18 protein-coding genes are annotated in these 25,684 nt (G+C 64.8%); 3 read left to right on the top strand and 15 right to left on the bottom strand.

Features of this window, described 5'->3' with window-relative positions; translation table 11 throughout:
• Positions 1 to 41: 41 nt before the first annotated feature.
• The 9 genes from rpsA to gyrA form a co-directional block, all read right to left on the bottom strand.
• The gene (gene rpsA, locus ACYQ1H_RS03730) at positions 42 to 1,730 is read right to left on the bottom strand and encodes a 30S ribosomal protein S1 (protein ID WP_460026719.1); all 1,689 of its coding nucleotides are present in this window, start codon (positions 1,728 to 1,730) and stop codon (positions 42 to 44) included.
• A gap of 85 nt (positions 1,731 to 1,815) precedes the next feature.
• The gene (cmk, locus tag ACYQ1H_RS03735) at positions 1,816 to 2,487 is read right to left on the bottom strand and encodes a (d)CMP kinase (RefSeq protein WP_460026720.1); all 672 of its coding nucleotides are present in this window, start codon (positions 2,485 to 2,487) and stop codon (positions 1,816 to 1,818) included.
• Positions 2,484 to 3,812 (bottom strand): 3-phosphoshikimate 1-carboxyvinyltransferase, encoded by a 1,329-nt coding sequence (gene aroA, locus ACYQ1H_RS03740; RefSeq protein ID WP_460026721.1) that lies wholly within the window; start codon positions 3,810 to 3,812, stop codon positions 2,484 to 2,486. Before aroA ends, cmk begins: the two co-directional genes overlap by 4 nt.
• 1 nt (position 3,813) lies before the next feature.
• Positions 3,814 to 4,683: a prephenate dehydrogenase gene (locus ACYQ1H_RS03745; RefSeq protein ID WP_460026722.1), complete on the bottom strand. Its 870-nt coding sequence runs from the start codon at positions 4,681 to 4,683 to the stop codon at positions 3,814 to 3,816.
• Positions 4,680 to 5,795, bottom strand: coding sequence for a histidinol-phosphate transaminase (gene hisC / locus ACYQ1H_RS03750; RefSeq protein ID WP_460026723.1), 1,116 nt, complete (start codon positions 5,793 to 5,795; stop codon positions 4,680 to 4,682). Before hisC ends, ACYQ1H_RS03745 begins: the two co-directional genes overlap by 4 nt.
• Before the next feature lie 26 nt (positions 5,796 to 5,821).
• Positions 5,822 to 6,913, bottom strand: a complete 1,092-nt coding sequence (pheA, locus tag ACYQ1H_RS03755; protein ID WP_460026754.1) for a prephenate dehydratase — start codon at positions 6,911 to 6,913, stop codon at positions 5,822 to 5,824.
• Positions 6,914 to 6,936: 23 nt separating this feature from the next.
• Positions 6,937 to 8,100 (bottom strand): phosphoglycerate dehydrogenase, encoded by a 1,164-nt coding sequence (locus tag ACYQ1H_RS03760; protein ID WP_460026724.1) that lies wholly within the window; start codon positions 8,098 to 8,100, stop codon positions 6,937 to 6,939.
• A 5-nt stretch (positions 8,101 to 8,105) separates the two neighbouring features.
• Positions 8,106 to 9,188, bottom strand: a complete 1,083-nt coding sequence (serC, locus tag ACYQ1H_RS03765) for a 3-phosphoserine/phosphohydroxythreonine transaminase (RefSeq protein WP_460026725.1) — start codon at positions 9,186 to 9,188, stop codon at positions 8,106 to 8,108.
• On the bottom strand, positions 9,185 to 11,767 hold the full coding sequence (gyrA, locus tag ACYQ1H_RS03770; RefSeq protein WP_460026726.1) for a DNA gyrase subunit A: 2,583 nt from the start codon (positions 11,765 to 11,767) through the stop codon (positions 9,185 to 9,187). The genes serC and gyrA overlap by 4 nt, the downstream gene beginning before the upstream one ends.
• A gap of 419 nt (positions 11,768 to 12,186) precedes the next feature.
• On the opposite strand from gyrA, the gene gltB reads away from it, so the two are divergent.
• From gltB to ACYQ1H_RS03785, 3 genes are all read left to right on the top strand, one after another.
• Positions 12,187 to 16,815 (top strand): glutamate synthase large subunit, encoded by a 4,629-nt coding sequence (gltB, locus tag ACYQ1H_RS03775; protein WP_460026727.1) that lies wholly within the window; start codon positions 12,187 to 12,189, stop codon positions 16,813 to 16,815.
• Positions 16,816 to 16,909: 94 nt separating this feature from the next.
• Complete coding sequence (locus ACYQ1H_RS03780) at positions 16,910 to 18,349, top strand: glutamate synthase subunit beta (RefSeq protein ID WP_460026728.1); 1,440 nt, start codon at positions 16,910 to 16,912, stop codon at positions 18,347 to 18,349.
• A 354-nt stretch (positions 18,350 to 18,703) separates the two neighbouring features.
• Complete coding sequence (locus ACYQ1H_RS03785) at positions 18,704 to 19,951, top strand: ribonucleotide-diphosphate reductase subunit beta (protein WP_460026729.1); 1,248 nt, start codon at positions 18,704 to 18,706, stop codon at positions 19,949 to 19,951.
• Here ACYQ1H_RS03785 and thiE read toward each other — a convergent pair.
• The 6 genes from thiE to ilvC form a co-directional block, all read right to left on the bottom strand.
• Positions 19,948 to 20,604, bottom strand: a complete 657-nt coding sequence (gene thiE, locus ACYQ1H_RS03790; RefSeq protein ID WP_460026730.1) for a thiamine phosphate synthase — start codon at positions 20,602 to 20,604, stop codon at positions 19,948 to 19,950. The two genes, ACYQ1H_RS03785 and thiE, sit on opposite strands and share 4 nt — an antisense overlap.
• Positions 20,605 to 20,644: 40 nt before the next feature.
• Positions 20,645 to 21,193, bottom strand: a complete 549-nt coding sequence (gene rimI / locus ACYQ1H_RS03795) for a ribosomal protein S18-alanine N-acetyltransferase (RefSeq protein WP_460026731.1) — start codon at positions 21,191 to 21,193, stop codon at positions 20,645 to 20,647.
• Between the two features lie 16 nt (positions 21,194 to 21,209).
• Positions 21,210 to 21,950 carry a uracil-DNA glycosylase gene (locus ACYQ1H_RS03800; RefSeq protein WP_460026732.1) on the bottom strand — a complete coding sequence of 247 codons (741 nt, stop codon included), beginning with the start codon at positions 21,948 to 21,950 and terminating at the stop codon, positions 21,210 to 21,212.
• Positions 21,951 to 23,498 (bottom strand): 2-isopropylmalate synthase, encoded by a 1,548-nt coding sequence (locus ACYQ1H_RS03805; RefSeq protein ID WP_460026733.1) that lies wholly within the window; start codon positions 23,496 to 23,498, stop codon positions 21,951 to 21,953.
• A gap of 255 nt (positions 23,499 to 23,753) precedes the next feature.
• Positions 23,754 to 24,500, bottom strand: a complete 747-nt coding sequence (gene pssA / locus ACYQ1H_RS03810) for a CDP-diacylglycerol--serine O-phosphatidyltransferase (RefSeq protein ID WP_460026734.1) — start codon at positions 24,498 to 24,500, stop codon at positions 23,754 to 23,756.
• A 159-nt stretch (positions 24,501 to 24,659) separates the two neighbouring features.
• Positions 24,660 to 25,676: a ketol-acid reductoisomerase gene (ilvC, locus tag ACYQ1H_RS03815; protein WP_460026735.1), complete on the bottom strand. Its 1,017-nt coding sequence runs from the start codon at positions 25,674 to 25,676 to the stop codon at positions 24,660 to 24,662.
• Positions 25,677 to 25,684 lie beyond the last annotated feature (8 nt).

Below are 25,684 nucleotides of genomic sequence, written 5' to 3' on the forward strand. Positions count from 1 at the left end.
CTGTCGGGAGGAGCCCGAAGACCCCTCCCGCCGGTCGCAACTTACTTGTTTTCCATCTGCTCCTTGAAGATGTCGCCCAGGGTCGGCATGGCCGAAGAGGCCTGATCCGAATAGCCCCTGATGGCGGCCGCCTCGTCATCCTGATCCTTGGCCTTGATGGACAGGGTGATGGCCTTGTTCTTCTTGTCCACGCCCATGAACTTGGCTTCGATCTCGTCGCCGACGTTCAGCTGGGTGCGGGCATCCTCGACGCGATCACGGGAGATCTCCGAGGCGCGCAGATAGCCCTCGACGCTCTCGGCCAGGGTGATGACGGCACCCTTGGCGTCGACTTCCTTGACAATGCCCTTGACCATGTCGCCCTTCTCGTGGGTGGCCAGGTAGTTCTGGAACGGATCCTGCTCCAGCTGCTTGACACCCAGGGAGATGCGCTCGCGCTCCGGATCGATCGCCAGGATGACGGTCTCGACCTCGTCGCCCTTCTTGTAGTTGCGGATCGCTTCCTCACCCGGAATGTTCCAGGAAATGTCGGACAGATGCACCAGACCGTCAATGTTGCCTTCCAGGCCGATGAAGATGCCGAAGTCGGTGATCGACTTGATGGTGCCGGTGATCTTGTCGCCCTTGTTGTGGTTGGCGGCAAATTCGTCCCACGGATTGGCGCGGCACTGCTTCATGCCCAGCGAGATGCGGCGACGGTCCTCGTCGATATCGAGCACCATGACCTCGACCTCGTCACCCAGCTGCACCAGCTTGGACGGATTGACGTTCTTGTTGGTCCAGTCCATCTCGGAGACGTGCACCAGACCCTCGACGCCCTCTTCCAGCTCGACGAAGCAGCCATAGTCGGTGAGGTTGCTGACCTTGCCGAACAGCCGGGTGCCGGCCGGGTAGCGACGGGCGATGTTGAGCCAGGGATCCTCGCCCAGCTGCTTGAGCCCCAGGGAGACGCGGTTCTTCTCCTGGTCGTACTTGAGCACCTTGACCTGAAGTTCCTGGCCGATTTCCACCGCTTCGGAGGGATGACGCACGCGCTTCCAGGCCATGTCGGTGATGTGCAGCAGACCGTCGACGCCACCGAGATCGATGAAGGCACCGTAATCGGTGAGATTCTTGACCACACCGCTGATGATCGCGCCTTCCTTCAGGTTCTCGAGCAGCGCTTCCTTCTCGGCGCTGTACTCGGACTCGACCACCGCGCGGCGCGACAGCACCACGTTGTTGCGCTTCTGGTCGATCTTGATGACCTTGAACTCCAGGTCGCGGCCCTCGAGGTAGGTGGTGTCGCGCACCGGGCGCACATCCACCAGCGAGCCGGGCAGGAATGCACGCAGGGCACCGATGGCCACGGTAAAGCCACCACGGACCTTGCCGGTCAGGCGACCGACCACGGTCTCGTTCTCCTCGTGCGCCTTTTCGAGGTCGCCCCACGCCTTGAGACGCTTTGCCTTGTCGCGGGACAGGAGGGTGGCGCCCAGGCCGTCTTCCAGCAGTTCAAGGGTGCATTCGACGGTATCGCCCACCTGAACCTCGAGCTGGCCATCGGCGTCGAGGAACTGCCATTTCGGGATGACGCCCTCCGACTTCAGGCCGGCGTTGACGACGACCACATCCGGGCCGATATCGACGACCATTCCGCGGATGATGCTGCCTGGTCGCATTTCTGCCTGGGCCAGACTCTGTTCAAACAATTCAGCAAAGCTCTCGCTCATAAACTTTTCACGTTGCATCAGGTGCCCGGGGGGGGCCTGATTTTCGGTAGATTGGAAGATTCCGCCGGCTCAGCCGAGCCGGCGCCCCATGACCGCGGAACCCTCAGACGGGTGCCCTGACCAGCGCCAGCACCCGCTCGATGACCTGGTCGGCGCTGAGGTCGCTGGAATCGATCAGCAAGGCGTCGTCGGCCGCCACCAGGGGGGCCTCGGCCCGTTCCCGATCCCGTCGGTCACGCGCTTCGATGTCCGCAGTCAAGTCGGCAAGATTAACATCGAGACCTTTACCCTTCAACTGCTTATAGCGCCGGACCGCCCTGACTTCGGCGCTGGCGGTCAGGAAAACCTTGAACGGGGCATCCGTGAACACCACGGTACCCATGTCCCGGCCATCCGCCACCAGTCCTGGCGCGTGACGGAAGGCTTGCTGCTTGGCCAGCAGGGCGCGCCGCACCGGCCCCAGCGCGGCAACCCGGGAAGCGATGTTGCCGCAGGTCTCCGTGGCAATCTGGTCGGCGATGTCAATGCCGTCGAGCAGCACCCGCGGTGGTTCGTCGGCCGTGAACGCCAGCCGCATGTGTTCGGCAAGGCGGGTCACCGCCGGGACATCCTCCGGCGCGATACCGGCCCGGGTGGTCGCCACGGCCAGCGACCGGTAGATCGCCCCGCTGTCGAGAAAATGCCAGCCCAGCGCGCGCGCCACGGCCCGGCTGACCGTACCCTTGCCGGACCCGCTGGGTCCGTCGATGGTCAGGACGGGAATGCCCGCGCTCATGCCGATGGTCTGCCGTCGGATTCGATCGACAGCCCCAGGCGCCGGGCGATCTCGACAAAGGTCGGGAAGGAGGTGTTGACGTTCGCGCAATCACGGATGGTGATCGGCCCCTGCGCCCGCAAGCCGGCGATCGAAAACGCCATGGCGATACGGTGGTCGCCATGCGACTCGACTTCGCCGCCGGCCATCGGGCCACCCCGCAGCAGCATGCCGTCCGGCGTCGGGGTGGCATCCACCCCCAGCACGCGCAGACCATCGGCCATCACCTGGATGCGGTCGCTCTCCTTGACCCGCAATTCCTCGGCCCCGGTCAGCCGGGTCTCGCCTTCGGCGCAGGCAGCGGCGACGAACAGCACCGGGAATTCGTCGATGGCCAGCGGCACCAGCGCCTCGGGGATTTCGATGCCCCTGAGGTGGCTGGCGCGAATCCGGATGTCGGCGACCGGCTCGCCGCCGGCCTCGCGCGCATTCAGAATCTCGATGTCGGCCCCCATCAGCCTGAGGATGTCGATCACGCCGGTACGGGTCGGGTTGATGCCCACATGCTGCAGCGTGACATCCGCCCCGGGGGCGATGGCGGCACCGACCATGAAGAAGGCGGCGGAGGAAATGTCGCTGGGGACATCGACATCGCAGGCAGTGAGACGGCCGCCCGAAGCCAGCGACACCACCTCGCCCTCGCGCTGCACCGCATAGCCGAAGCCGCGCAGCATGCGTTCGGTATGGTCGCGGGTCGGTGCCGGCTCGCGCACCGAGGTCCGTCCCTCGGCATAGAGACCGGCGAGCAGCAGGCAGGACTTCACCTGGGCGCTGGCCACCGGCATGTCGTAATGGATGCCCTTCAGCGGAGTACCGCCGTGAATCCTGAGCGGCGAGGTGCCCTTCTCGGTGGTATCGATGTGCGCCCCCATCTGCCGCAGGGGATCGGTCACCCGTTTCATCGGCCGCTTGGACAGGGAAGGATCACCGGTCAGCACCGAATCGAACGGCTGCCCCGCCAGCAAGCCGGACAGGAGACGCATCGAGGTGCCGGAATTGCCGAGATACAGTTCCTGGGCCGGTGCTTGCAGTCCATGCAGGCCGACGCCATGGATGGTCACGCACCCGTCCGCGGGCCCTTCGATGCGGACCCCCATGGCCTGGAAGGCCTTCATGGTCGAGAGGCAATCCTCGGCCTGCAGGAAACCGCTCACCCGCGTGACACCCTCCGCCAGGGACCCCAGCATGATGGAGCGATGGGAGATCGACTTGTCGCCGGGCACGCGGGCCTCGCCCTGCAGCGTGCCGCCGGGCTGGACATGGAAGGTGACTTGATGGTGCTGCATGTTATTTTTCCAACTGATCCAGAAAACGTTGACGCGCACTGCGCGCGTCGGCAAAGAGTTGCAGTAGCGCCTCGGCCCGGCCCGCCTGGATGTGCCCGGCGGCCAGGGCCAAGGCCTCCCGGTACTGCTCGACCAGGGGCACGATCTGCTCCCGGTTGGCCAGGCAGATGTCCAGCCACATGCGCGGGTCGCTGGAGGCAATGCGGGTGAAGTCGCGGAAGCCGCCGGCGGCGTACTGGAAGATTTCCTGCTGCTCGTCCCGCCGCCCCAGCATCTCCGTCAGCACGAAGGCGAGCACATGCGGAAGATGACTGGTCGCCGCCAGAACCTCGTCGTGATGCCGGGGCGCCATGCGCGACACCCGTGCGCCGACGGCGACCCACAGGCGCTCGACGCGCTCAAGCGCGTCCGGCGACGTTTCCGGCAGCGGCGTCAGGATGACGCGCCGGCGATCGAACAGGTCGGCCCGGGCCGCGGCCGCGCCGGAACACTCGGCTCCGGCGATGGGATGGCCGGGCACGAAATTGGCCGGCACGCTGCCCAGCTGCGCCTGCAGCGCGGCGATCACGTCGAGTTTGGTGCTGCCGACATCGGTATAAAGGGTCCCGGCACGCCAGACGGGTCCGAGTGCCGCCAGTACCGCTGGCATCGCTCCCACCGGCGTGGCCAGCACCACCAGGTCGGCGTCGACCGCGGCCGCCGCCACCTCCGTCCGCGCCTCATCGATGATGCCGAGCCGCAGGGCCGCCGCCAGGTTGGCTTCATCCCGGTCCACGCCGACGATCGATGCCACTCCCGGCTGCCGGCGCAAGGCCAGCGCCAGCGAGCCGCCGATCAGGCCGACGCCGATCAGGCACAGTCGCCGGATCATGCCGCCAGAACGCGATCGAGTGCGTCCAGAAAGGCCTGGTTCTCCGCCGGCGTACCGACCGTGACACGCAGATGACTGGGCAGTTCGTAATTGGCGACGGGCCGGACGATGACCCCTGCCCGCAACAGTGCCGCGTACACCGGCGCGGCCGGGCGCCCGCAATCGAAGCTGATGAAATTGCCCACCGAGGGAATCGCCGTCAGTCCGCGAGCCGCCAGGGCGGCGCCCAGAAAAGCCAGCCCCGCGTCGTTCAGGGCGATGCTATGGCTCAGGTGTTCCTCGTCGTCGAGCGCGGCACAAGCCGCCTCCAGCGCGGCCGCATTGAGGTTGAAGGGCTGGCGCACCCGGTTGAGCAGTTCGGCCACGGCCGCGCTCGAGACGGCGTAACCCGCGCGCAGGCCGGCAAGCCCGTAGGCCTTGGAAAAGGTCCGGGTGACGATCAGGTTGGGGAATTCCGCCAGCAGTTGCATGGCATCCGGGTAATCGGCCCGGCCGACGTATTCGAAATAGGCCTCGTCGACCACCGCGATGACCTGCTCCGGCAACCCGCGCAACAGGACGCTCAGCTGGTCGCGGTCCAGATAGGTCCCGGTCGGGTTGTTCGGGTTGGCGATGAAGAGGACGCGGGTATCGGCCCGCACCGCCTGTCCCAGCGCCTGCGCATCGTGACCATAGCGCGGCCCGCGGGAACCGTCGTGCGCCGGCGCAACCAGGGCGGTCGCGCCCACCGCCTGCGTCACGATGGGATAGACGGCGAAGGCATGCTGCGAAAGCACGGCGGATACGCCGGGGCCGAGAAAGACGCGTGCGACCAGATCCAGCACATCGTTGGAACCGTTGCCGAGCGTGATCTGCCCGGGTGCGACGCCCAGCCTGCCGGCCAGCGCCTGCTTGAGCGCGAAACCGCTGCCGTCGGGGTACAGGTGCAATTCGCCCAGCACCCGTGCGGCGGCCTCCCGGGCCCTGGGGCTGGGGCCGAGGGGATTCTCGTTCGAGGCCAGCTTGACGATGTTGCGGATGCCGAGTTCCCGTTCGAGTTCGGCGATCGGCTTGCCGGGCACATAAGGTGTCAGCCCCCGGATGCCGGGAACCGCGAGGTCGATGGGTTGCATGATGGCTGGGAGATGACTGGGATCGGTCAGGTGAATGCGCGGGGATAGGAGCCGAGGACCTTGAGCAGGGTGACATGCCGCTCCAGCTCCTGCAGTGCCGCCGCCACGGCCGGATCCTCGCGGTGCCCCTCGACATCGACGAAGAATACGTAATCCCAGGCCGCCCGCCGGGAGGGGCGCGACTCGATCTTGCTCATGCTGATGCCATGCCGGGCAAACGGTTCGAGGACGCCATACAGGGCGCCGGGATCGTTATGGATGGCGAGCAGCAGCGAGGTCTTGTCGCCACCGGTCGGGCCCACCGGATGGCGGCCGATCACCAGGAAGCGGGTGGTATTGTCGGGTTCGTCCTCGATATTGCGCTCCAGCATGCGAAGCCCGTAAAGCTCGGCCGCCACTTCGCCGGCTATGGCGGCGCTTCCGGGTGCCTGGGTGGCGCGCAGGGCCGCCTCGGCATTGCTGCTGACCGCGGTGCGCCTGACGCCGGGCATGAAGCGGTCCAGCCACTCGCGACACTGGGCCAGGGACTGCTGGTGCGAAAAGATTTCCTCGATGTCCTCGGCCCGCTCGCAGCGGGTCATCAGATTGTGGTGGATGCGCAGACTGACCTCGCCGGCGATGACCAGCGGCGAGTGCAGGAAACTGTCCAGCGTGTGGGTAATGACACCTTCGGTGGAATTTTCGACCGGCACCACGCCGTACTGGCAGGCGCCACTCTCGACGGCACGGAAGATCTCGTCGATGGCGGGAAACGGCGTGGCGCAGATCGCGTGACCGAAATGCCGGTAGGCCGCCTGCTGGGTGAAGGTTCCTTCCGGGCCGAGAAAGGCCACTGCCAGCGGCTTTTCCAGCGCCAGGCATTCGGACATCAGCTCGCGGAAGAAGCGCGCCACCGTTTCCTGGCTCAGCGGGCCGGGATTTCTCGCCATCATCCGCCGCAACACCTCAACCTCGCGCTCGGGACGGTGGAAACAGTCGACCTCGCCGGCCGCGATCTTGATCTCCGCCACGGTCTTGGCGCACTCCGCGCGCTGGTTCAGCAGGACCAGCAGCTGATCGTCGATGGCGTCGATTGCCTGGCGAATGGCTGCCAGCTGCGTCTGGTCGCTGGGCGGCATGGCGTCTGCAGTCACGGGCGGGCTCAGATGAGGCGGGCGGACAGTACGCCGGCAATGGCGCGGATACGGTCCAGAGTCGTCTCGGGTACGGCCGAGTTCAGGTCCACCAGGGTATAGGCCACATCGTCGCGGGACTTGTTCATCAGGTCCAGGATGTTGAGGTTGGCATCGGCCAGGGCGCCGGTGATCTGGCCGACCATGTTGGGGACATTCTCGTTGATGACGCAAAGCCGGGCACCCGCGGTGCGCGGCATCACCACCTCGGGCAGGTTGACGGCATTGCGGATATTGCCGTTCTCGAGGAAGTCGCGGATCTGGTCGGCCACCATCACGGCGCAATTGTCCTCGGCCTCGGCGGTCGAGGCGCCCAGATGCGGCAGGGCGACCACGCCCGGGTGGTCCAGCAGCCGCCGGGTGGGGAAGTCGCAGACATAGGCGCCCAGCTGGCCGGCATCCAGGGCGGACAGTACGGCCGCCTCGTCCACGACCTTCTCGCGCGAGAAGTTGAGCAGGACTGCGCCCCGCTGCATGTGGTCCAGGCGTGCCGCGTTGATGACATGGCGGGTATGCTCGTTGAGCGGCACGTGCAGGGTCACGAGGTCGGCACGGGCGATCAGCTCGTCGATGCTGCCGGCCCGCTTGGCCAGCGAGGACAGCTGCCAGGCGCTTTCCACCGTCAGCTGCGGATCGTAGCCGACGACCTCCATGCCGAGATCCATGGCGGCGTTGGCAACCTTGACGCCGATCGCGCCCAGTCCCAGTACCGCCAGGGTCTTGCCCGCCAGTTCGAAGCCGGCAAACTGCTTCTTGCCCTTCTCGACCTGGGTATGGAGAACCTTGTCATCGCCCTCCAGCGTGCGGGCATAGTGCCAGGCGGAGCAGATCCGCCGCGCCGCCAGCAGCATGCCGGCGATCACCAGTTCCTTGACCGCATTGGCATTGGCGCCCGGCGCATTGAAGACCGGAATACCGCGGCGGGTATATTCGGCCACCGGGATGTTGTTGACCCCGGCACCGGCACGGCCGACGGCCTTGAGCGTGGCGGGAATCTCCACCCCATGCAGATCGTAGGACCGCAGCAGGATAGCATCGGGGTGCTGGATCTCCGAGGCGACCTCATAGCGCTCCCGCGGGAAGCGTTCCAGGCCAGTCGTGGCGATATTGTTGTAGGTGAGTACCTTGAACATGACGGTTAGCCGTATTTGCGTTCGAATTCGCCCATGAAGCCGATCAGGCTGTCCACCCCTGCCTCCGGCATCGCATTGTAGATACTGGCGCGGAAACCACCGACCGAGCGGTGGCCCTCGAGGTTGACCAGGCCGGCCGCCCTGGCTTCGGCCAGGAAGGTCTTTTCAAGCTCGGTGTTGGCGATGCGGAACGGCACGTTCATGCGCGAGCGGCAGGCCGGATCCACCGGGTTCGAATAGAAGGGCGACCGGTCGATGGCGGCGTACAGCTTGGCGGATTTGCGGACGTTGACGGCCTCGATCGCCGCCAACCCACCCTGCTCTTTCAGCCACTCCAGCACCAGGCCCAGCAGGTACCAGGGGTAGGTCGGGGGCGTGTTGAGCATGGAGCCATTGTCGGCCTGCTGGCGGTAATCGAGAATCGACGGCGTGGCCGCCATCGGCTCGCCGATCAGATCCTCGCGCAAGATCACCACGGCGATGCCGGCGGGCCCCATGTTCTTCTGCGCACCGGCATAGACGAGGCCGAAGCGGCCGACATCCAGCGGTCGCGAGAGGATATTCGAGGACATGTCCGAAACCAGCGGCAGGCCACCGGCGTCCGGAATGTCCTGGAATTCGACGCCGCCTATGGTCTCGTTGGAGGTGTAGTGCAGGTAGGCGGCATCGGCATCCACCGTCCATGCCGCCCGCGGCGGAATGGCACAGAAGTTATTCGGCTCGCCGCTGGCCGCAATCTGCACCCTGGCGTACTTCTTCGCTTCGGCGATCGCCTTTTTCGACCAGATGCCGGTATTCACGTAGGCGACCGTCGTCTTGTCGCGCAGCAGGTTCATGGGAATCGCCGCAAACTGGGCACTCGCGCCGCCCTGCAGGAACAGCACCTTGTAGCCGGCCGGAATCGACAGCAGTTCCCGAAGATCGCTCTCGGCCCGTTCGGCGATCGCCACGTAGTCCTTGCTGCGATGGCTCATTTCCATGATCGACATGCCGGTACCGTGCCAGTCGAGCAGTTCGTCCCGTGCCCGTTCGAGCACGGCGGTGGGCAGCGCCGAAGGTCCGGCGCTGAAGTTGTAGACGCGCGTCATGTGTTTGCCTCTGGTGATTCGTCGGAAGCGGTATCGTCATCGCCGGCCTCCTCGCCTTCGAGGTAGGGAATGCGGTCGACGCCGACCACCTTCTCGCCGGGACTGAGTTTGATCACGGTGACCCCCTGGGTGTTGCGGCCGAGCTCGCGGATTTCCTCCACGCGAGTGCGGACCAGGGTGCCGGCATCGGTGATCAGCATGATTTCGTCGCCATCCTGCACCAGCGCCGCCGAGACGACGGCACCGTTACGCTCGCTGGTCTGGATGGCGATCACTCCCTGGCCACCGCGACGATGACGGGGAAAATCGCTGATGACGGTGCGCTTGCCATAGCCATTTTCGGTGATGTTCAGCACCGAGCCCTCGGTGCCGATGATGAGGGCGATGACTTCCTGCCCGTCCATCAGGGTCATGCCCCGGACGCCGGTGGCTCCGCGGCCCATGGGGCGCACGTCGTCCTCGCCGAAGCAGACTGCCTTGCCGGCGTTGCTGAACAGCATGACATCCTGGCTGCCGTCGGTGACCGCCACATCGACCAGCCGGTCGTCCTGGCGCAGGTCGATGGCGATCTTGCCGATGGAGCGCGGGCGCTCGAATTCGCTCAGCGCCACCTTCTTGACGATGCCGGAGGCAGTGGCCATGAAGACGAAATGGCCATCGTCGAATTCGCGGATGGGCAGGATGGCGTTGATCCGCTCCCCTTCCTCCAGGGGCAGGAGATTGACGAAGGGACGGCCCCGCGCCGTGCGGCTGGCCACCGGCAGTTCGTAGACCTTCAGCCAGTAGACCTTGCCAACGCTGGAGAAGCAGAGAATGGTGTCGTGGCTGTTGGCGACGATCAGCTTCTCGATGTAGTCCTCCTCCTTCATCGTCGTCGCCATCTTGCCACGGCCACCACGGCGCTGGGCACGGTAGGCGGAGAGAGGCTGCGACTTGACATAGCCCTCGTGCGAGACGGTAACGACCATGTCCTCCTCGGGAATCAGGTCGGCGCGGGACAGGTCCAGGTGATCCTGGATGATGCGGGTCCGGCGCTGGTCGCCGAACTGGTCGCGGATGGCGATCAGCTCGTCGCGGATGACCTCCATCAGCCGCGTGTCGCTGCCGAGAATGCCCAGCAGTTCGTCGATGCGCACCAGGATGCCCTTGTACTCGTCGATGATCTTGTCCTGCTCCAGCCCGGTGAGGCGGTGCAGGCGCAGGTCCAGGATGGCCTGGGCCTGCTCGGGCGACAGCCGGTAGCCGGCCTCGCTCAGTCCATGGCCGGGCGCCAGGGCCTCCGGACGCGAGCGGTCGGCCTCGCCGGCGCGCGCCAGCAGGTCGGACACGACGCCGGGACGCCAGTGGCGTTCCAGCAGGCGCTCCTTGGCGATGGCAGGGCTGGGCGAGGTCCTGATCAGCTCGATGACCTCGTCGATGTTGGCCAGGGCGACCGCCAGGCCTTCAAGGATATGGGCGCGTTCGCGCGCCTTGCGCAGGTCGAACAGCGTCCGTCGGGTCACCACCTCGCGCCGGTGGTCGATGAAGGCGGCGATGATTTCCCTGAGATTCAGACAACGCGGCCGGCCGTCGATCAGCGCCACCATGTTGATGCCGAAGACGCTCTGCATGGCCGTCTGCTGATAGAGGTTGTTCAGCACCACATCCGGCGCCTCGCCCCGCTTCAGCTCGATCACCATGCGCATGCCATCCTTGTCGGACTCGTCGCGCAGCCCGGAGATCCCCTCCAGCCTGCCCTCCTTGGCCAATTCGGCGATCTTCTCCATCAGGCGCGCCTTGTTCACCTGATAGGGCAGCTCGCTGACGATGATGCTGGTGCGGCCGCCATCTTCCTCGAACTCGCACTGGGCGCGGATATGGATGCGGCCGCGGCCGGTCAGGTAGGCCTCGCGAATGCCGCTGGCGCCATTGATGATCCCGGCGGTGGGAAAGTCGGGGCCGGGAATGATGGCCATCAGTTCCTGGATGCCGGCCTCGGGGTTCTCGATCAGCTTGAGGCAGGCGTCCACCACCTCGACAAGGTTGTGGGGCGGGATGTTGGTCGCCATGCCGACCGCGATGCCGGCCGAACCATTGACCAGCAGGTTGGGCACCCGGGTCGGCAGCACCGACGGCTCCTTCTCGGACTCGTCGTAGTTGGGGGTGAAATCGGCCGTTTCCTTGTCGAGATCGGCGAGCAGTTCATGGGCGATGCGCGCCATGCGCACCTCGGTGTAGCGCATGGCGGCGGGCGGATCGCCGTCCACCGAACCGAAATTGCCCTGGCCGTCGATCAGCATGTAGCGCAGCGAGAACGGCTGGGCCATGCGGACAATGGTGTCGTACACCGCCGAGTCGCCGTGCGGATGGTACTTACCGATGACATCGCCCACCACGCGGGCCGATTTCTTGTAGGGCTTGTTCCAGTCGTTGCCCAGTTCGTGCATGGCGTACAGCACACGCCGGTGCACCGGCTTGAGGCCGTCCCTGACGTCGGGCAGCGCCCGCCCCACGATCACACTCATGGCGTAATCGAGGTAGGACTGCCTCATCTCGTCTTCCAGGTTGACGGAGATGATTTCTTTGGCGAATGAGCTCATTGAGACTTCGGGTGAAAACTCGGGGCCGGGCAGACACCGGCAGGGCGGACCCGCAAAAGTGTCAGAGTATACCGCACGATGCCGGCCGGAGCCGCCCGGCATTCACGGGCCGCCCACGCCCGGCACCACGACAGCCCTGTCCCGGCGATGCTCGCGGAATTTCAGGCATGATGAATGCTTAACGGTTCGGAAGGCGACGGCGGCCGGCGGGCATTGTTGATAAACACGGCTCGATTATTTATATTTCTCGGCCATTTGCGCGCGGTTTGGTCAGTCGCGGCGGACTGCCCCCGCATGCGGCCAGCCGTACCGCCAGCCTGGCAAGCGCACCGTTTTCTCGCGCCCTGCATCGTTTCCGGGCAGATCCCCTGACCGGGGGATGCAGGGCCGGCCGGAAGATTCCTGATTTGAGGTAATCCATGAGTTTCAACGCCATCCCTGACCAGCAGGGTCTGTACGACCCCCGCAACGAACATGACGCATGTGGCGTGGGCTTCATCGCCCACATCAAGGGCCACAAAAGCCATGACATCATCAGCAAGGGACTGGAGATACTCAAGAACATCACCCATCGGGGTGCCGTGGGTGCAGACCCCCTGGCCGGTGACGGCGCCGGCATCCTGATCCAGATTCCCGATGCCTTCCTGCGGGCGGAAACCCGGGCCGCCGGCATCGACCTGCCCCCCGCCGGCGATTACGGCGTCGGCATGATCTTCCTGCCGCGCAGCCCCGAACATCGCGCAACCTGCGAAAAGATCATCGTCGACCTGATCCGCGACGAGGGGCAGAAACTGCTCGGCTGGCGCGACGTGCCGGTGGAAAATGCCGGTCTCGGCGAATCCGTGAAGGTTATCGAGCCCTGCATCCGCCAGGTCTTCGTCGGCCGCGGCGACAACTGCCCGGACCAGGACGGCTTCGAGCGCAAGCTGTTCGTCATCCGCAAGCAGATCGACAACCGCATCCGCGAACTGCAGATGAACGAGGGCAAGATGTTCTACATCCCCTCGTTCTCGTCGCGCACGCTCGTCTACAAGGGCATGCTGCTGGCGGATCAGGTCGGCGTCTACTACAGCGATCTCGGCGACGAGCGCATGGTCTCGGCACTGGCACTGGTGCATCAGCGCTTCTCGACCAACACCTTCCCGACCTGGGATCTGGCGCACCCGTTCCGGATGATCGCCCATAACGGCGAGATCAACACCCTGCGCGGCAATATCAACTGGATGGCGGCGCGCCGGCATTCCATGTCGTCGAAGATCCTGGGCCAGGATCTCGACAAGATCTGGCCGCTGATCGGCGAAGGCAAGTCCGACTCCGCCAGCTTCGACAATGCACTGGAACTGCTGGTGATGGGCGGCTACTCGCTGGTCCACGCGATGATGCTGCTGATCCCGGAAGCCTGGGCCGGCAATCCGCTGATGGACGAGAAGCACCGCGCCTTCTACGAGTACCACTCCGCCCTGATGGAACCCTGGGACGGCCCGGCCGCGGTGGCCTTCACCGACGGCCGCCAGATAGGTGCCACGCTGGACCGCAACGGCCTGCGCCCGGCGCGCTATCTGATCACCGATGACGACATCGTGGTCATGGCCTCGGAAATGGGCGTACTGACGATCCCGGAGGAAAAGATCGTCAAGAAATGGCGGCTGCAACCCGGCAAGATGTTCCTCATCGACATGGAGCAGGGCCGCATCATCGACGACGCCGAGATCAAGGCCGAACTGGCGGAAAAGGCGCCCTACCAGCAATGGCTGAACGAGACCCAGCTGCAGCTCGAGAACCTGCCGCCGGAAATTTCCGCCATGCCGCCGGACGCGCAGACGCTGCTCGATCGCCAGCAGGCCTTCGGCTACACCCAGGAGGACATCAAGTTCTTCCTGACACCGATGGCCCTGAGCGGGCAGGAACCGGTGGGCTCCATGGGCACGGACGCCGCCCTGGCGGTGCTGTCCAGCCGTCCGCGCATGCTCTACGACTACTTCAAGCAGGGCTTCGCCCAGGTCACCAATCCGGCCATCGATCCGATCCGCGAGGAACTGGTGATGTCGCTGGTGACCCATATCGGCCCGCGCCCGAATCTGCTCGACCTGGAGAACGGCGGCGCTCATAAGCGGCTGGAGGCCCATCAGCCGATACTGAGCAATAAGGATCTGGAGAAGATCCGCCGCATCGAGGCACGCACCAACGGGGTCTTCAAGACCACCACCCTGAGCTTCTGCTACCCCGCGGACGCCGGCGCCGGCGGCATGGAAAAAGCCATCGAAACGCTGTGCGCACGGGCCGAACAGGCGGTGCAAGACGGCAACAACATCCTCGTCATCTCCGATCGCGAGATGGATGCCGAGCACATCGCCATCCCTGCCCTGCTGGCAACCTCGGCCGTGCACTATCACCTGATCCGCGCCGGCCTGAGGACCGAGGTGGGTCTGGTGGTGGAGACCGGCGAGGCGCGCGAGGTCCATCACTTCGCGTTGCTGGCCGGCTATGGCGCCGAAGCGATCAATCCCTACCTGGCCTTCGACACGCTGTCCGCCCTGCGCCAGGAACTGCCGGAGAAGATCGGCGAGGACGAAGCCCACAAGCGCTACATCAAGGCCATCGGCAAGGCGCTGCTGAAGATCATGTCGAAGATGGGCATCTCCACCTACCAGTCCTACTGCGGCGCCCAGGTGTTCAACGCCGTGGGCCTCAGCGACGAATTTCTGGCCCGCCATTTTTCCGGCACCAGCGCCACCACCGGCGGCGCGGGTCTCCCCGAGATCGCCGAGGAAACGGTCAAGCGTCACCGGCTGGCCTTCAGCGACGCGCCTCTCTACCGCAACGCGCTGGATGTCGGCGGCGAATACGCCTATCGCGTGCGCGGCGAGGATCATGTCTGGACGCCGGAGACCATCTCCAAGCTCCAGCACGCGACCCGTACCAACAACTGGGAAACCTACCTGGATTACACGCGCTCGATCAACGAGCAGAACGAGCGGCTATTGACCCTGCGCGGCCTGCTGGACTTCAACTTCGACCGGCCCGCCGTGCCGCTGGAGGATGTCGAGCCGGCCAAGGACATCGTCAAGCGTTTCGCCACCGGTGCCATGTCGTTCGGTTCCATTTCCTACGAAGCACACACCACGCTGGCCATTGCCATGAACCGGATCGGTGGCAAGTCCAATACCGGCGAGGGTGGCGAGCTGGCGGAACGATTCACGCCGCTGCCCAACGGCGACTCCATGCGTTCGGCCATCAAGCAGGTTGCCTCGGGCCGCTTCGGCGTGACGGCGGAATACCTGGTCAATGCCGACGACATCCAGATCAAGATCAGCCAGGGCGCCAAGCCCGGCGAGGGTGGTCAGCTGCCCGGCCACAAAGTCGATGCGACCATCGCCAAGGTGCGGCATTCGACCCCGGGCGTGGGCCTGATCTCGCCGCCCCCGCACCACGACATCTACTCGATCGAGGACCTGGGCCAGCTCATCCATGACCTCAAGAACGTGAATCCGGAGGCCCGCATCAGCGTCAAGCTGGTATCCGAGGTGGGTGTCGGCACGGTTGCGGCGGGCGTCGCCAAGGCCCATGCGGATCACGTCACCATCGCCGGCTATGACGGCGGCACCGGTGCCAGCCCGATCACTTCCATCAAGCACGCGGGTCTCCCTTGGGAGATCGGCCTGGCCGAGACCCACCAGACCCTGGTGCTGAACAAGCTGCGTGGCCGTATCTGCGTGCAGGCCGATGGCGGCATGCGCACCGGCCGCGACGTGGTCATCGCCGCCCTGCTCGGTGCGGACGAGATGGGCTTCGCCACCGCGCCACTGATCGTCGAGGGCTGCATCATGATGCGCAAGTGCCACCTGAACACCTGCCCGGTCGGCGTCGCCACCCAGGATCCGGAACTGCGCAAGCGCTTCACCGGCCAGCCCGAGCATGTGGTGAACTTCTTCTTCTTCATCGCCGAGGAAGTGCGCCAGCTGATGGCCCGGCTGGGCTACCGCAGGTTCGACGAGATGATCGGCCAGACCGACCGGCTCGACATGCGCAAGGCAGTCGCCCACTGGAAGGCCTCCAAGATCGACCTGTCGCGACTGCTCTACAAGCCCGTGCCCGGCCCCGGCGTCGCGACCTTCAACACCGAGCGGCAGGACCATAAATTGGACAAGGCGCTGGATCACCAGCTGATCGCACAGGCAAAACCGGCGCTGGAAACGCGCACGCCGGTGCAGATCGAGGTGGACATCCGCAACTACAACCGCACCGTGGGCGCCATGCTATCCGGCGAGGTCGCCAAGCGCCATGGCCATGCGGGGCTGCCGGAGGACACCATCCACGTCAAGCTCAAGGGCACGGCGGGGCAGAGCTTTGGTGCCTTCCTGGCGACCGGCGTGACCCTGGAGCTGGTCGGCGAAGGCAACGACTACGTCGGCAAGGGCCTGTCGGGCGGACGCATCGCCATCTACCCGCCCAAGGAATCGCCCATCGTGCCCGAGGACAACATCATCGTCGGTAACACCGTGCTGTACGGCGCCATCGAGGGCGAATGCTATTTCAGCGGCGTGGCCGGCGAACGCTTCGCCGTGCGCAACTCCGGCGCCATCGCGGTGGTGGAAGGGGTGGGCGACCACGGCTGCGAGTACATGACCGGTGGCTGCGTGGTGGTACTGGGCAATACCGGCCGGAACTTTGCGGCCGGCATGTCCGGGGGCGTCGCCTATGTGCTCGACGAGAATGGCGATTTCAGCCGCCGCTGCAACATGGCCATGGTCGAGTTGCAGCCGGTACCGTCCGAAGCCCGCGCACTGGAGCGTTTCGATCACCAGGGCAACGACCTGGAAAGCCACGGGCTGGTCGACGTCATGCACGACATGACGCGCCATGACGAACAGCGCCTGCGGACCCTGATCGAGAAGCACCGCCGCTACACCGGCAGCGAGAAAGCGCGGCGCATCCTGGAGAACTGGTCCGAGTATGCGCCGCGCTTCGTCAAGGTGATGCCGGTCGATTACCGACTGGCGCTGGAAAAGATGCAGCGGGCCCAGGCACAGGTTTCCGCCAGCCACTAATCGCGGCGAGGCGGCTGGATCCTGCCGGTCGCCTCCCGAGCACTGACGATCACACTGCGATGCCGCTCCGGCGTCCTACAGAGGTTAACTAAGCATGGGTAAGCCCACCGGTTTCATGGAAATCTCGCGCCAGGATCGGCGCTATACACTGGTCGCTGACCGGGTTCAGCACTATCGCGAGTTCGTCATTCCCCTGTCCGACGAGGAGCTGGGCAAGCAGGGCGCACGCTGCATGGATTGCGGCATTCCCTACTGCCACAACGGTTGCCCCATCAACAACATCATCCCGGACTGGAACGATCTGGTCTATCAGGGCAACTGGCACGAAGCCATCGAGGTCCTGCACAGTACCAACAATTTCCCCGAATTCACCGGACGCATCTGCCCGGCTCCCTGCGAGGCGGCCTGCACCCTGAACCTCACCGACGAACCGGTCACCATCAAGTCGATCGAATGCGCCATCGTCGACAAGGCCTGGGAAATGGGCTGGATTCAGCCGCAGATCGCCAAGCACAAAACCGGCAGGAAGGTCGCCATCGTTGGCTCCGGGCCGGCCGGCCTGGCTGCCGCCCAGCAGCTGGCCCGGGCCGGCCACGAGGTCGTGGTCTTCGAAAAGAATGACCGCATCGGCGGGCTGCTGCGCTACGGCATTCCCGACTTCAAGATGGAAAAGCACCACATCGACCGGCGCATCGCCCAGATGCAGGCGGAAGGCGTGGTGTTCCGCCCGAACTGGCATATCGGCAAGAACATCCCGGCCAGGCAGCTGCTGGAGGATTTCGATGCCGTGATTCTGGCCGGTGGTTCCGAGCAGCCGCGCGACCTCAAGGTGGCCGGCCGCGAGCTGGATGGCGTCCACTTCGCCATGGATTTCCTGCCGCAGCAGAACAAGCGCAATGCCGGCGACAGCATCCCCGAGGACATCAGTCTCTCGGCCAACGGCAAGCATGTCATCGTCATCGGTGGTGGCGACACCGGTTCCGACTGCATCGGTACCTCGCGACGGCATGGCGCCCTCTCCATCACCCAGCTCGAGATCATGCCGAAGCCGCCGGAGAAGGAGAACAAGACGCTGACCTGGCCGAACTGGCCCAACAAGCTGCGCACCTCCAGCTCGCACGAAGAAGGCTGCGAGCGCTTCTGGAGCGTGGACACCGTCTCGATCGAGGGACGGGACGGGCATGTCACCCAGATCAACTGCGTCAAGGTCGACTGGCAGCAGGAAAACGGCCGCTGGGTCATGAACCGGGTCGCCGGCAGCGAGTTCAGCCTGAAGGCTGATCTGGTGCTGCTGGCCATGGGCTTCGTGCATCCCATGCGCGAGGGACTGCTGGAGCAGCTGGGCGTCGAGCTGGACGAGCGGCAGAACGTCAAGGCCAACACGCTGGACTATCGCACCTCGGTCGACAAGGTCTTCACGGCCGGCGACATGCGCCGGGGCCAATCCCTGGTGGTCTGGGCGATCCGCGAGGGTCGCCAGTGCGCCCGCGCAGTGGACGAGTATCTGATGGGGAGCAGCGAGCTGCCGCGCTAGGCGGCGTCGGCACCGATCCGTCCCCGCTGCCCCAAGGCAGCCGGTCGTCATGCGACCGGCTGCCTTTCTTGTTTCAGTCACTTGCTTCAGCCCGTAGGGCGGTTCCCTCGCGGGCCCCGGTCGACTGGGTGGCATCCGTTTTCGCGAAAAGTTTCCTCCGTCAATTCAAGCCCTTGGCAGTTCGTCCACGGTCCATGCGGGGGTGGGCGCAATCCCGCCGGGCTGTCAAGATATTGTGCTTAATTGAATTTATAAGCACAATATATAGGGCCTGACGACAAGCTCCTGCCCTTGTCGCACGGGCCGTGCAACCTCACAATCCCCTCGAATCGATAGCCATCAGGAGTGCGGACCATGTTGAACTGGGATGAACCGCTGAGCGGACTGACTGCCCCCACGACCCCCAAGATGCCATTTCCCTTGCATGACGCATCGGAATTGCCTCTGGAGCCGCCGCGCGCGCAGACAACCCCCATCGGCGCACCCGATCCTGACATTGCGCTTGGCTCCGAGGTCGCCATCCACCCTGTCCCGCAACAAACCGGCGCCGGCGCCACCGGTCTCGAACACATCGAAATGGGTGCCCGCCGCATCCAGGTTGATGACAAGAAGATCATCAACTGTCGCGCCGACCTGAACCAGTTGGTGCCGTTCAAGTACCGCTGGGCCTGGCAGAAATATCTGGACGCCTGCGCCAACCACTGGATGCCGCAGGAAATCAACATGAATGCCGACATTGCCCTGTGGAAAAGCCCCGATGGATTGACCTCGGATGAGCGTATCATCATCAAGCGCAACCTGGGCTTCTTCTCCACGGCTGACTCGCTGGTCGCGAACAACCTGGTGCTCGCGGTCTACCGCCATATCACCAACCCGGAATGCCGTCAGTATCTGCTGCGTCAGGCTTTCGAGGAGGCCCTGCATACCCACGCCTACCAGTACGTCGTCGAGTCGCTGGGCATGGACGAGGGCGAGGTCTTCAACATGTACCGGGAACTGCCGGCCGTGGCGCGCAAGGCCGAGTGGGCCCTGCCCTTCACCCAGTCGCTGGGCGATCCCACCTTCCGTACCGGCACGCCCGAAGACGACCAGCGACTGCTGCGCGACCTGATCGCCTTCTACGTGATCTTCGAGGGGATTTTCTTCTACGTCGGCTTCGCCCAGATCCTGTCCATGGGCCGCCGCAACAAGATGACCGGCACCGCGGAGCAGTTCCAGTACATCCTGCGCGACGAGTCCATGCACATGAACTTCGGCATTGATGTCATCAACCAGATCAAGATCGAGAATCCCGATCTCTGGAGCGACGGTTTCCAGCAGGAAATCATCCGGCTGATCACCGAGGCGGTCGACATCGAAATCCAGTACGCCCACGACACCATGCCGCGCGGCATCCTGGGGCTGAATGCCAACATGTTCGAGGAGTACCTGAAGTTCATCGCCAACCGGCGCTGCAGCCAGATCGGCCTGCCGGAACAGTACGCCAGCACCCAGAACCCCTTTCCCTGGATGAGCGAAATCCTTGACCTGAAGAAGGAGAAGAATTTCTTCGAAACCCGCGTCACCGAGTATCAGACCGGCGGCGCACTGAGCTGGGATTAACGGCCCGGCTCGCCTGCCGCCCACAGCTCCCGGAATGCCCGGGCCGCGCATTCCGGACCGCGCGGGTCACCGAAAACCCCTTCGATCACGGCCAGGAGGTCGGCTCCCGCCTGCAGCAGGACACGCCCATTTTCGGGTGTGATGCCACCAATGGCGACGATGGGGAGCCCCAGTCTGCGCCGGGCCTCGCGCAAGGTCTCCAGACGGGCGCAGGGCGCCAGAGGCTTGCTGGCAGAGGGGAAGAAACGTCCGAAGGCCACATAATCCGCACCACCGGCCTCCGCTGCCGCAGCCCTGTCAGCGTCGTCGTAGCAGGATACGCCGATGATCGCGGCCGCTCCCAACCGCTGGCGTGCCTCCGCCAGCGACATGTCGTCGCGGCCGAGATGCACGCCAGCGGCACCCACGGCCAGGGCCAGCTCGATATCGTCGTTGACGATCAGGGGAACACCGGCGGCATGACAGGTCGAGAGCAGGGCACTGGCATCGGCGACGGTATCCCGGTTGGATCCCTTGGCACGATACTGCACGACAGCCACTCCACCGCGAATGGCGCCCCGAACGCCCGCGGCGAGATCGTCCGTACGGGATCGCGCATCATCCCGGGTGATGGCGTAAAGACCTGAGGAGGGAAAAGGTAAGGTTTGCCTCATGCGGAAACCACCGGTCTCGCCAAGCGGCCACCCGTCCGCGCTAGCCCAGCACGCGCGCCATGACCAGCGCATCCTCCCGGCCATGTCTGGCGGGATAATAGTCCTTGCGGGTGCCGATCTCGTTGAAGCCCAGGCTGCGGTAGAGCCTGATGGCGTTGGGATTGGAGGGGCGAACTTCCAGGAACATGCTGTCGGCCCTGAGGCGGGCGGCCTCGTCGATCAGCTTCTGCAGGACGATCCGCCCATAACCCTGCCCCTGCCAGGCCGGTGCCACGCAGACATTGAGGACGTGCGATTCGCCAGCACCGATGGTGGATATCCCGTAGCAGACCACTTCGCGCGCCCGCTCCCCCACCCAGCAGTGATAGCCGATCTTGAAGCAGCTGCGAAAGGTTTCGAGTTCCCAGGGAAACTCGTAGGCGGAGGCCTCGATCGCAGCGAGCAGCGTGATGTCGCTGCGCACCATCGGGCGCAAGATCAGCTCGGCGTTTTCCACGAGTGAGGGGAAATGCTTGTAATAGAATTCGGTCTCGGCGTCATAGCGCAGCCAGCGGCGAGCCCGATCCAGCAGATCCAGAAAGGCATCCATCAGCCGCTCACTCCCCTCAGGCCCGGGCGGCGACGGTCTTCCGCGCCAGTTTGAGATCTTCCCAGGCCCGGCGCTTCTCCGTCTGCGAACGCAGCAAATAGGCCGGATGATAGGTGACCACCAGCGGGATGGAGCGGTAATCATGCACGACGCCACGCAACTTGCCGATGGGGGTACTGGTCTTGAGCAGATGCTGGGCCGCGATCCGACCGACAGCGATGATCAGGGCCGGCTTGACCAGCGCCACCTGGGACAGGAGATAGGACTCGCAGGCGGCGGCTTCCTCCGGCAGGGGGTCGCGGTTTCTGGGCGGGCGGCATTTGAGGACGTTGGCGATATACACCTCCTCCCGGCTCAACCCTACTGCCTTGATCATCTCGGTCAGCAGCTGGCCGGCCCGACCGACGAAAGGTTCGCCCTGCAAGTCTTCCTGCTCGCCAGGTGCCTCGCCGATGAACATCCAGCGGGCGGCGCGATGGCCGACACCGAACACAACCTGGGTGCGGGTCTCGTGCAGGGCGCAGCGGCGGCAGACCGAGGCCTCCCGCTCCAGGGTTTCCCAGTCGCCGTACAGCCCCGGCGCTGGGCAGGGTGGCGCGCCGACGGCCGGCACCTCGATCACATCTGCCGCGCCGTCTCCGGGACCATGCGGTACCGGCAGGCGTGGCACCCATACCTGGATGCCCATGGCATCCAGGCGATCCAGGCCGGCTTCCGGCCCGCCGGTGGGCGTCCCCGGAGGCAGATCCCCGTGCATTCAGACATCACCCGCGACCTGGGGATGCATCCGCTGACGGGGCGTCAACAGCTTGTTGACAGCGTTGATGTAGGCCTTGGCCGAGGCGATGACGATGTCGGTATCGGCCCCCTGGCCATTGACGATGCGTCCGCCTTTCTCCAGCCGTACCGTCACCTCGCCCTGCGCGTCCGTACCGGTGGTGATGTTGTTCACTGAATAAAGCAACAGCTGGGCGCCCGTATCGAGCAGGGATTCGATGGCCTTGAGACTGGCATCGACCACGCCGCCACCGGAGGCGGTGCCGGTCAACTCCTCCTGATCGACACGGACAGTGACCCGGGCGGTCGGCACTTCGCCGGTCTCGGCACAGACCTTCAGCGAAACCAAGCGCACGCCTTCCTCCTCCGCCTCGCCGGCCGCATCGGTGATGAGCGCCTGCAGATCCTCGTCGAAGATATCGTGCTTCTTGTCGGCCAGTTCCTTGAAGCGCGCAAAGGCATCGTTCAACTCCGCCTCGGAGACAAATTCGATGCCGAGCTCCTGCATGCGGGTCTTGAAGGCGTTGCGGCCCGAATGCTTGCCGAGCACCATGCGGTTGGCGGTCCAGCCCACATCCTCGGCGCGCATGATTTCGTAAGTCTCGCGATGCTTGAGGACACCGTCCTGATGGATACCCGACTCATGGGCGAAGGCATTGGCGCCGACGATGGCCTTGTTCGGCTGGACCGGAAAACCGGTGATGTTCGACACCAGCTTGGAACAGGCGACGATCTCCCGCGTGTCGATCGACACATGGCAGGGAAAGACATCCTTGCGGGTTGTGACCGCCATGACGATTTCCTCCAGCGCCGCATTGCCGGCACGCTCGCCGAGGCCGTTGATGGTGCATTCCACCTGGCGCGCACCGCCGAGCACGGCGGACAGGGAATTGGCGACGGCCAGGCCGAGATCGTTGTGGCAGTGCACGGAAAACACGGCCTTGTCGGCGTTGGGAATGCGTTCGCGCAGGCGACGGATGGTCTGGCCGAACGGCTCCGGGAGGCTGTAGCCGACGGTATCCGGGATGTTCAGCGTGGTAGCGCCGGCATCGATGACGGCCTCGAGGATGCGACAGAGAAAATCCTCCTCGGAGCGGCCGGCATCCTCGGGCGAGAACTCGATGTTGTCGGTGTACTGGCGGGCACGCTTGACGGCCCTGACGGCATTGTCGATCACCTGCTCCGGTGTCATTCGCAGCTTGAGCTGCATATGAATCGGCGAGGTGGCGATGAAGGTATGGATCCTCGACTGGGCCGCCTCCCGCAGGGCTTCGCCGGCGCGGTCGATGTCTTTGTCCAGCGCTCTGGCCAGGCCACAGACGACGCTGTCCCTGACGGTCCTGGCCACCGCCTGCACGCCCTCGAAATCGCCGGGGCTCGCCGCCGGAAAGCCGGCCTCGATGACATCCACGCGCAGCCTTTCGAGCGCCCTGGCGATACGGACCTTTTCGTCGCGGGTCATCGAAGCGCCGGGGCTCTGCTCGCCGTCGCGCAAGGTGGTATCGAAAATGATGAGTTTGTCGCTCATGTTCTTGACCTCTCTGAATCTGAACTTGTCACTGGACAGGGATATGCGGGTTCTGCGGTGTGGGTGGTGAATGACTGCCCCTCAGGGCAGATTCAGTCCGGCAACCAGCAGGAGCGACAGGCTGATCGAAAGGCAGAGACGGGACTTCCGCGGGCCATCGTGGCCCTGGCGGTCAGGAACGGAAGCCATGATCGGGAGGGGATGTGACATGGAATGGCACTATAAGCCGCGGGCCTGCGCGAGACAAGCGCCCCGTCAGGCGCGGCGCTCGGTGCGCATCCGGCGCCGGCGTACCAGCGTCAGCACCGGCCCCGAGATCGCATAGGTGGTGAACAGGGTGAACAGCACCAGCGGCGGGTTGGTGAAGAGGAAGGCGAACACCAGCATGATCAGGATGGCCCAGATGAAGGAAACCCGGCCATGCAGGTCGATATCCTTGAAGCTGTAGTAACGGAAATTGCTGACCATCAGGAGCCCGGTGGCGATCGCCAGCCCCAGTGCCGGATATCCGAGGTTCTCGGCGGAAATGCCGTGACTGACGCAGACCCAGACAAATCCCGCGAGGATGGCGGCCGCCGAGGGACTCGGGAGTCCCTGGAAGTAGCGCTTGTCCTGGGTGGCAATCTGGGTGTTGAAGCGCGCCAATCTCAGTGCCGCACCGGCGGCATGGACGAAGGCCGCCACCCAGCCGGCCTTGCCGAGGCTGGACAGAATCCAGGTGTAGAGAATGAGCGCTGGCGCGGCACCGAACGAGATCATGTCGGCCATGCTGTCGTATTCGGCCCCGAAGGCACTCTGCGTGTTGGTCAGCCGGGCCACCCGGCCATCCAGGCCATCGAGCACCATGGCGATGAAAATGGCGATGGCGGCCACCTCGTACTGGCCGTTCATGGCGGAGGTGATGCCGTAGAAGCCGGCAAACAGCGCGGCGGTCGTGAACAGGTTCGGCAGCAGGTAGATGCCGCGACGACGGTTCTTGGTTTGCGGATGCTGTTCCATCATGATCCCGGTAAATGCGGTTGGGAAAACACGGCCCGGTCCCTGTCTTCGGGGTCCGGCACCGTGTCGCTACCCGGCAAGGCTAGCACGGGTACCGGAACGTCTGAATGACAAAGGGTGAGACATGCTCACCCCCTGTCGGTGCCTGCTAGCGGAACCGCATCAGTTCCGGGATTTGTCGACGATCTTGTTGGCCTTGATCCAGGGCATCATGTCGCGAAGACGCTCGCCGACCTCCTCGATCGGATGTTCACGGCCCAGGCGGCGTTTGGCCTTCAGGGTGGCGGCGCCGGCCTGGTTCTCGAGGATGAATTCACGGGCGAATTCACCGGTCTGGATCTCGCGCAGGATCTTCTTCATCTCCTGCTTGGTCTGCTCGGTAACCACGCGCGGACCGCGGGTCAGGTCGCCATACTCGGCGGTATTGGAGATGGAGTAGCGCATGTTGGCGATGCCGCCCTCGTACATCAGGTCGACGATCAGCTTGAGCTCGTGCAGGCACTCGAAGTAGGCCATTTCCGGCGCGTAACCGGCCTCGACCAGCGTCTCGAAGCCGGCCTGCACCAGCGCGGTGGCACCGCCGCACAGCACCGCCTGCTCGCCGAACAGGTCGGTCTCGGTCTCTTCGCGGAAGGTGGTTTCGATGATCCCGGTGCGGCCGCCGCCGATGGCGGAGGCATAGGACAGCGCCAGTTCCTTGGCCTGGCCGGAGGCGTCCTGGGCCACCGCGATCAGATCCGGGATGCCGCCGCCCTTCACGTACTCGCTGCGCACGGTATGGCCAGGTGCCTTGGGCGCGATCATGATCACATCGAGATCGGCGCGCGGCTGGATCTGGCCGAAATGGATGCAGAAGCCGTGGGCAAAGGCCAGTGCCCCGCCCTGCCTGATGTTGGGTTCGATCTGTTCGGAATAGAGCCTGGCCTGATGCTCGTCGGGCGCCAGGATCATGACCACGTCGGCCGACCTGACCGCGTCCTCGATCGAGGCAACCTCGAGCCCGGCGTTCTGGGCCTTGACCGCGGAAGCAGAGCCCGGACGCAGGGCCACCACGACGGAAACGCCGGAATCCTTGAGATTGAGGGCGTGCGCATGACCTTGCGAACCGTAGCCGACGATGGCCACTTTCTTGCTCCGGATGATGGAAAGGTCGGCGTCTTTGTCGTAATAGACCTGCATGGAATGTC

The sequence above is a fragment of the Methyloparacoccus murrellii genome (assembly GCF_054657115.1).

What these genes read in the sequence shown, in the direction of transcription:
- rpsA (WP_460026719.1), bottom strand. Translation starts at nt 1,730, where the DNA reads ATGCAACGTGAAAAGTTTATGAGCGAGAGCTTTGCTGAATTGTTTGAA.
- cmk (WP_460026720.1), bottom strand. Translation starts at nt 2,487, where the DNA reads ATGAGCGCGGGCATTCCCGTCCTGACCATCGACGGACCCAGCGGGTCC.
- aroA (WP_460026721.1), bottom strand. Translation starts at nt 3,812, where the DNA reads ATGCAGCACCATCAAGTCACCTTCCATGTCCAGCCCGGCGGCACGCTG.
- ACYQ1H_RS03745 (WP_460026722.1), bottom strand. Translation starts at nt 4,683, where the DNA reads ATGATCCGGCGACTGTGCCTGATCGGCGTCGGCCTGATCGGCGGCTCG.
- hisC (WP_460026723.1), bottom strand. Translation starts at nt 5,795, where the DNA reads ATGCAACCCATCGACCTCGCGGTTCCCGGCATCCGGGGGCTGACACCT.
- pheA (WP_460026754.1), bottom strand. Translation starts at nt 6,913, where the DNA reads ATGCCGCCCAGCGACCAGACGCAGCTGGCAGCCATTCGCCAGGCAATC.
- ACYQ1H_RS03760 (WP_460026724.1), bottom strand. Translation starts at nt 8,100, where the DNA reads ATGTTCAAGGTACTCACCTACAACAATATCGCCACGACTGGCCTGGAA.
- serC (WP_460026725.1), bottom strand. Translation starts at nt 9,188, where the DNA reads ATGACGCGCGTCTACAACTTCAGCGCCGGACCTTCGGCGCTGCCCACC.
- gyrA (WP_460026726.1), bottom strand. Translation starts at nt 11,767, where the DNA reads ATGAGCTCATTCGCCAAAGAAATCATCTCCGTCAACCTGGAAGACGAG.
- gltB (WP_460026727.1), top strand. Translation starts at nt 12,187, where the DNA reads ATGAGTTTCAACGCCATCCCTGACCAGCAGGGTCTGTACGACCCCCGC.
- ACYQ1H_RS03780 (WP_460026728.1), top strand. Translation starts at nt 16,910, where the DNA reads ATGGGTAAGCCCACCGGTTTCATGGAAATCTCGCGCCAGGATCGGCGC.
- ACYQ1H_RS03785 (WP_460026729.1), top strand. Translation starts at nt 18,704, where the DNA reads ATGTTGAACTGGGATGAACCGCTGAGCGGACTGACTGCCCCCACGACC.
- thiE (WP_460026730.1), bottom strand. Translation starts at nt 20,604, where the DNA reads ATGAGGCAAACCTTACCTTTTCCCTCCTCAGGTCTTTACGCCATCACC.
- rimI (WP_460026731.1), bottom strand. Translation starts at nt 21,193, where the DNA reads ATGGATGCCTTTCTGGATCTGCTGGATCGGGCTCGCCGCTGGCTGCGC.
- ACYQ1H_RS03800 (WP_460026732.1), bottom strand. Translation starts at nt 21,950, where the DNA reads ATGCACGGGGATCTGCCTCCGGGGACGCCCACCGGCGGGCCGGAAGCC.
- ACYQ1H_RS03805 (WP_460026733.1), bottom strand. Translation starts at nt 23,498, where the DNA reads ATGAGCGACAAACTCATCATTTTCGATACCACCTTGCGCGACGGCGAG.
- pssA (WP_460026734.1), bottom strand. Translation starts at nt 24,500, where the DNA reads ATGATGGAACAGCATCCGCAAACCAAGAACCGTCGTCGCGGCATCTAC.
- ilvC (WP_460026735.1), bottom strand. Translation starts at nt 25,676, where the DNA reads ATGCAGGTCTATTACGACAAAGACGCCGACCTTTCCATCATCCGGAGC.